Genomic DNA, 6514 nt, shown 5'->3' with positions numbered 1-6514 from the left:
GATCCACGGCCGAGTACTCACACCACCACGAACGGCCGAATCATCGCACCGGTTACGCCCGACCAGCACATCTCAACAAGATCCTGTTACCGGCTCTTAAGCAGCAATTTCTCGTCCCCTGGGTCGTACACTCGGCCGCACGCGCAGGAGGGGGCAGGAATGTCACATGTCACGGAACCGCGAGGGTGGGCGTCCCAGCCCCTGCTCGAACGGGAGTCCGAGATTCTCGCGATCCACCGCGCGGTGGACGATCTCTGCGGCATCACGGACACCGGTCCCGCCGCCCGCCGCGGGGGTGTGCTGACCTTCGCGGGGTCGGCCGGCATCGGCAAGACCACGCTGCTCGCCGAGGCCCGCCGGCACGCCGCCGAGCGCGACTGCACCGTACTGTTCGCCCGCGGCGGCGAGCAGGAGAAGCAGGTGCCGTTCCACGTGATGCGGCAGCTCATCCAGCCGGCGTTCGCCGCCATGACCGAGGCCGAACGGCACGAGGTCCTCGGCACCTGGTACAACATCGTCGCCCCGGCGCTCGGCCTGACCGCCGCCCCGGAAGTCCCCACCGCGCCCGACCCGCAAGGCGTACGCGACGGCTTGGACTGGGTCGTCACCCATCTGACGGTGCGCAGCGCCCCCGTGGTCCTGGTCCTCGACGATGCGCACTGGGCGGACGCCGAGTCCCTGGCGTGGCTGACCGCTTTCACGGCGCGGGCCGAGGAACTGGCCATGCTGATCATGGTGGCCTGCAGGCCGGACGAGATCCCCGCCGACGCCGGCGCCCTGCGCGCCCTGATGGGGCGCCAGGGAACGCGTCCGCACGAGCTGGCTCCCCTCACCACGAGCGCGGTCGCCCGCATAGTGCGCGACGCCCTCGGCCAGAACGCCGACGACGTGTTCTGCCGGGAGTGCTGGGCGATCACCGGCGGAAACCCCTTCGAGGTCGTCGAGCTGGCCATGAAGGGCCGCGACCGCGAGCTGAAGCCGCACCAGGACAGCATCCCCGAGCTGCGCGATCTGGCCTCCGCCGTCAAGGGCAGCGGCCTGATCACCCGCCTCGAGCAGCTCGGACCGTCCACCGTCCGGCTCGCCTGGGCCGCCGCGGTGCTCGGCACCGCGGTCCCGACCAGCATCGTCGGCAGTGTGGCGGCCCTCGGTGAGGCCCAGGTCGCGGAGGCCATCGACTAACTGCGCAGCGCCCGCATCCTGACCGTCCTCACCAGCCTGCGGCGCAAGGAGGTCGTGGAGTTCTTCCATCCGCTGATCGCCACCGCCGTCTACCGATCGATCCCGCCCAGTGTCCGCGTCGCCATGCACGGCATGGCCGCGCAGGCCCTCGTCGACGACGGACAGGGCGCCGCCGCCGCGGCCCGCCACCTGCTCGAGATGCACCCCGACGGCGATCCATGGGTGGTACAGCAGCTGCGCCAGGCCGCACGCGACAGCTTCTCCGCGGGCGCGCCCGATGCCGCACGGCGCTATCTGGCCCGGGCGCTGCGCGAGCCGCCGGACGTCGAGGACCGGGCCGAGGTGCTGTTCGAACTCGGCTCCGCCAACCTCCTGCACGATCCGGCGACGACCATCAACCAGCTCAGGGCCGCGCTGGAAGAGCCCAAGACCGAACAGAGCCTGCGCGAGGCGATCACGTACCGGCTCGCCCAGGCCCTCGCCCACACCGGCCAGCTGGCGGATGCCTCCGACCTCCTCTCGGAGGAGGCCAAGCGCGCCACGAGCTCCCGTACCCGGCTGCGCATGCAGGCCGAGCAGTTCAAGTGGAACTCGGTCCGGGTCGACGAGGAGAACTCGCCCGCCCGCTCCCGGCTCCTCGCCCAGTTCGCCAAGCGGATCACCGGCCGCGGCCTCGCCGAGCGGCACATCCTGGGCCTGCGGGCCTGGGACGCCGCCATGCGCGGCGAACCCGCCGTCACGGCCCTGGAGTACGCGGAACAGGCACTGGACGGCGGCATGAGCTGGACCGACCAGGACTTCGGGTTCGAGGTGCCGGCCTCCGTCGCCGTCACCCTCATGTACTGCGACCAGCCGGGCCGCGCCGAGGACCTGTTCAACACCGGCATCGTCGAGTTCGAGGCGAAGGGCTGGCGCGGCGCGCACCTGTCGTTCGTGTACACCCTGCTCGGATACGTCCGCTTCCGGCGCGGGCGCCTCGCCGAGGCCGAGGACTTCGTACGCAACGGACTGCAGATCGCGGACCGCATCGGACACGGGACCCCGGCGCAGTGGTACGCGATCGGAACCCTCATCGAGACACTGCTCGCCCGCGGGAACACCGAGGACGCGCAGCGGGTCGCCCACACGTACAAGCTGGGGGACGGCTTCCCCCAGGCGGTCGTCTACCCCGACCCCCAGGCCGTGTTCGGCAAGCTCCTCCTGGCCCAGGGCAGGGTGGAGGAGGCGGTGCAGCACCTCGCCGCGGCGGGCAAGCGCCTGGATCTGCGGGGCACCCGCAATCCGTCCTGGAGCCCGTGGCAACTCGACCTGGCGCTGGCACAGGTGGCCCGCGAGCCCGAGCTGGCGCGCGCCACGGCGGCCGAAGCGGTGTCCCGGGCGCGGGCGTTCGGCACGTCGAGCGTGATCGGCCACGCCCTGCGGGTGGCGGCGGCGGCCACGGACCCGGCGCAGGCGGCCGTTCTGCTGCAGGAGGCGGTGGACCACCTCGAACAGTCCCCGGCCGCCTGCGAACTCGCCCATGCGCTCGTCGATCACGGCACGGCGCTGCACACGCTCGGTGACCCGCACCGGGCGGCGCAGCAGCTCTACCGGGGCATGGAAACGGCTGCTGCATGCGGCGCCGATGGTCTGGCACGCCGTGCCCGTTCCCAGCTCGCGTCGGCCGGGCTGCGCCCCCGCCGTCTGCACACGTTCGAGCAGGACACCTTGACGGTCGCCGAGAACACGGCGGCCGGGCATGCCGCCCTCGGGCTCGACAACACGGCGATCGCGGCGAGGATGAACACCGACGCTCAGGTGGTCTCGGAGCTGCTGTCGGCGGTCTTCACCAAGCTGGGCACCGACCGGCTCGGCCTGCGCCGAGCCCTGGGAGTCTGACGGCCGGACGACGCCCGCCCGCCGCCGCTGAGAGCTTCACAGCGGTGCGCGGGCGCCGTCCCGGGGTACCCGGTCCCTGATCATCAGCACGGCGACGAGGCCGGCGAGCAGCACACTGCCGGCCGCCCACCAGAGCGTGGCCGTGTAGCCGCCCAGCAGTTTCGTGTCTACCGTCTCGGACGCCGCCACATCGCGCAGGTGGCTGGTGAGGACGCTGCTGAGCAGTGCACCGCCGATCGTCGCGCCCACCTCGTGGGCCGTGTTGATCGCTCCCGCGGCTCCACCGGAGTGCTCGGCGGCGACTCCGCCGGTCGCGGTGGCGAAGATCGGCACGAAGGCCAGGCCGATGCCGGAGCCGGCGAGGAGCATGCCGGGCAGCACCTCGGTGGCGTACGCGCCGTCGACGCTCATGCCGGTCAGCAGGAGCAGCCCGACGGCCGTGAGCAGCATGCCCGCCAGGATCAGGACGCCGGGCGCGGCGCGGCGCAGGAGGCGGGCGGAGACCTGGGTGGAGACGATGGCGAGGGCGGCGATCATGGGCAGGTGGGCCAGTCCGGCCATGAGCGGGGCGTAGCCGCAGACGCTCTGGAGGTGGTACGCCACGGCCGGGTACAGGACGAGGATGCCGGCGCCGGCGAGGATCATGCTGAGGAAGCTGCCGGCACGGTTCGGGTCCTTGAAGACGTACGGCGGCAGGAGCGGGCTCGATGTCGCGGTCTGCCACCACACGAAGGCCACGATCAGGAGGGCGCCCCCCGCGAGCAGGGCCAGGACCAGGGGGGTGTCCCACCCGCGCGACTGGCCCTCGCCGAGGCCGTAGACGAGGGCTGCGACTGCGCCGGAGCCGAGCAGCACGCCGGGCAGGTCGAAGTGGCCGCCGGTGCGGTCTCCCCGGTCGGGCAGCAGGGTGAGCGCGCCGATGAGGGCGATCACGGCGACGGGGATGGCGGCGGACAGGGCCGCGCGCCAGGACAGGACCTCCAGGAACCAGCCGCCCGCGGCCAGCCCGACTGCCCACCCGCCGCCGGTGACCGCGGCGTAGATCCCGAAGGCCCTGCCGCGTTCCTTCGGGTCGGTGAAACCGGTGGCCACCAGGGACAGCCCGGCCGATGTCAGCAGTGCGCCGAAGACGCCCTGCAGGACGCGGGCCCAGACCAGCGTGCCCGACTCGCCTGCCGCTGCGCCGAGCGCGGAGGCGGCTGCGCATCCGATCAGGCCGACGATCACGGTCTGTTTGCGTCCGACGACGTCCGCGATGTGCCCGCCGACCAGCAGCACCGCGGCGAAGGCGATGAAATAGGCGTTGGTCATCGGGTCGAGGCCGTCACCGGAGAGGCCCAGGTCGGCCTGGATCGCGGGGATCGCCATGCTGAAGTTCGCCGCCTGGAACAGCACCATCAGCTGCGCCAGGGCGATCACCACCAGGCCCCACCAGCGCCTGGGGTGCGGGGACGCGGGGTCCGCAAGGGCGGCGGCCCGGGGCGGGGGTACGCTCCAGGCGCTCGGGGGCGGGCCCGGAGGCGGTCCGAAGCCCTGCGCGGGATCGAAGTGCCCGGGGGCCGTCGGGGCGTACTCGGGCGGCGGGGGCGGCAGCGGCCCGGGCTGCGGCGCGGCGGTTTCGGCCGGGGCCGGGGCATGCACCGCGGGGGCGTAGTCCAGCAACTCGGCTGCGTGGCGCCCGAGTTGCGCCAGGACCGCACCCGGTAGCCACTCCGCGGCCTGGTCCGTCGCCGTACGCTCGGCCACCTCCTGGGGGGTGGGCCGGCGGGCCGGGTCCTTGTGCAGGCATGCGCGTACGAGGTCGGCCAGCGGCTCCGGTACGCCGGTCAGGTCGGCCTCCTCCTCGGCGACCCGGAAGAGGTGGGCGTTGAGCCCGGTGTCGGTGGCGCCGAAGAGGAACCGCCCGGTGGCGGCGTAGACGAGAACGGCGCCCAGGCAGAAGACGTCGCTGGCCGGGGTGAGTTCGAGGCCGCGGACCTGTTCCGGCGACATGAAGCCGGGGGAACCGATCAGCATGCCGGTACGGGTGTGAAGGCTGTGGTCCTCGGCGAGGCTGTCCATCGCCCGTGCGATGCCGAAGTCGATGAGGCGGGGGCCGTCGACGGTGACGAGGACGTTGGAGGGCTTGAGGTCGCGATGGATCAGGCCCGCCCCGTGCACGGCCCGGAGGGCGAGGGCGAGGCGATGGGCGAGGGTGTGCACCGAGTGCTCGGGCAGCGGCCCGAAGTGCTTGGCGACCACGGCGTGCAGGTCGGGCCCCGCGATGTACTGCGTGGCCACCCAGGGGATGGCGGCCTCGGGATCGGCATCGAGCACGGCCGCCGTACAGCTCCCGCCCACCCTGCGCGCGGCGGCCACTTCGCGGGCGAAGCGCTTGCGGAACTCGGGGTGCCCGGCGTACTCGGCCTGCACGACTTTCACGGCCACGGTACGGCCGCCCTCGGAGCGACCCAGATAGACCAGGCCCATGCCGCCCGCGCCCAGCCGGGCGATCAATCGGTACGGGCCCATGCGCGGCGGGTCTTCGGCGGTCAGCTGGTCCACGGGAAGAGGGTATTTCAACGATCCGATGACGGTGGGGACATCAGCCGAATCGATCAGCGCTGACGGGCCCTCGCAGCCCCCGGCTGCTCAGTTCTTCCCGGAGGGCGCGCATCGCGTAGTGCGTACGCGATTTGACCGTGCCGGGCGGCACGCCCAGCACCTTCGCGGTCTGGCTCACGCTGCGTCCCATGTAGTACATGTGCAGCAGCACCTCCCGCTGGAACGGCGCGAGGTCGCGCATGGCGTCGAACACGACGTGCGTGGTGAGGGCCCGGTCCACCCCGTCGGGTACGGGCAGCCGGCCCAGACCCTCGTCGTCGGCCTCCGGCGGGCGCGTCCGGCGGACCCGGTAGCCGTCGATCACCAGGTTGCGGACCACGGTGAACAGCCAGGGGCGCAGTGCCTCGGTGTCGGGGTCGAGTTCGGCGGCGTGCTGCCAGGCACGGATGGCCGCTTCCTGGAACACGTCCTCGGCCCGGTGCCAGTCGCCGCCCAGCAGCCGGTCCGCGAAGCGCATCAGCACGTGTCCGTACCTGTCGTAGAGCGCTCTCAGAAATTCGTCGGTCGGCTCCGCGGAACGGTTCTCCGATGCCTGCGGGGTCGGTATCGGCACGTCGTTCAAGGCGGTTCCCTCCGGTCCGGCACCGGCAGTCAGCAGCTGCCGTTTCTGATCTCTGATGATGTTGTAGCCCCGAACGGCCAGCCGGACCGGGCCCGTTGTCGAGCGGATCGCGCCCGAGTCCGACCGCCCGGACGGGCACGAATCCCCAGTTCGCAGGTGATCCGCACGACCTGGCACCCGCACCGCGTGCCCGAACGGCGGGTTTCGCCGGCCCGATTCGCGCCCGGGGAGTTTCGAGCACGACGCGGGGCGGCCCGCACACGATCCGGCACGCACAGGCCGCCGAAC

4 protein-coding genes are annotated in these 6514 nt (G+C 72.4%); 2 read left to right on the top strand and 2 right to left on the bottom strand.

Annotation, left to right across the window (positions count from 1 at the left end):
* Positions 1-159: 159 nt before the first annotated feature.
* Together IF09_RS48340 and IF09_RS48335 are read left to right on the top strand one after the other, a co-directional pair.
* Positions 160-1182 carry an ATP-binding protein gene (locus IF09_RS48340; RefSeq protein WP_324606873.1) on the top strand — a complete coding sequence of 341 codons (1023 nt, stop codon included), beginning with the start codon at positions 160-162 and terminating at the stop codon, positions 1180-1182.
* Positions 1183-1236: 54 nt separating this feature from the next.
* Entirely contained in the window at positions 1237-3060 is a 1824-nt protein-coding gene (locus tag IF09_RS48335; RefSeq protein ID WP_324606872.1) for a hypothetical protein, read from the top strand.
* A 36-nt stretch (positions 3061-3096) separates the two neighbouring features.
* Here the strand turns inward: IF09_RS48335 and IF09_RS48330 are convergent, their stop codons facing one another.
* Together IF09_RS48330 and IF09_RS47375 are read right to left on the bottom strand one after the other, a co-directional pair.
* The gene (locus IF09_RS48330) at positions 3097-5604 is read right to left on the bottom strand and encodes an MDR family MFS transporter (protein ID WP_078613506.1); all 2508 of its coding nucleotides are present in this window, start codon (positions 5602-5604) and stop codon (positions 3097-3099) included.
* Between the two features lie 40 nt (positions 5605-5644).
* Entirely contained in the window at positions 5645-6226 is a 582-nt protein-coding gene (locus tag IF09_RS47375; RefSeq protein WP_051833002.1) for a sigma-70 family RNA polymerase sigma factor, read from the bottom strand.
* Between the last annotated feature and the right edge of the window lie 288 nt (positions 6227-6514).

It is taken from the genome of Streptomyces katrae (assembly GCF_000717655.1).
In the GTDB taxonomy this organism is placed as follows: domain Bacteria; phylum Actinomycetota; class Actinomycetes; order Streptomycetales; family Streptomycetaceae; genus Streptomyces; species Streptomyces katrae_B.
This window is presented reverse-complemented; position numbering and strand designations above follow the sequence as displayed.

What these genes read in the sequence shown, in the direction of transcription:
- IF09_RS48340 (WP_324606873.1), top strand. Translation starts at nt 160, where the DNA reads ATGTCACATGTCACGGAACCGCGAGGGTGGGCGTCCCAGCCCCTGCTC.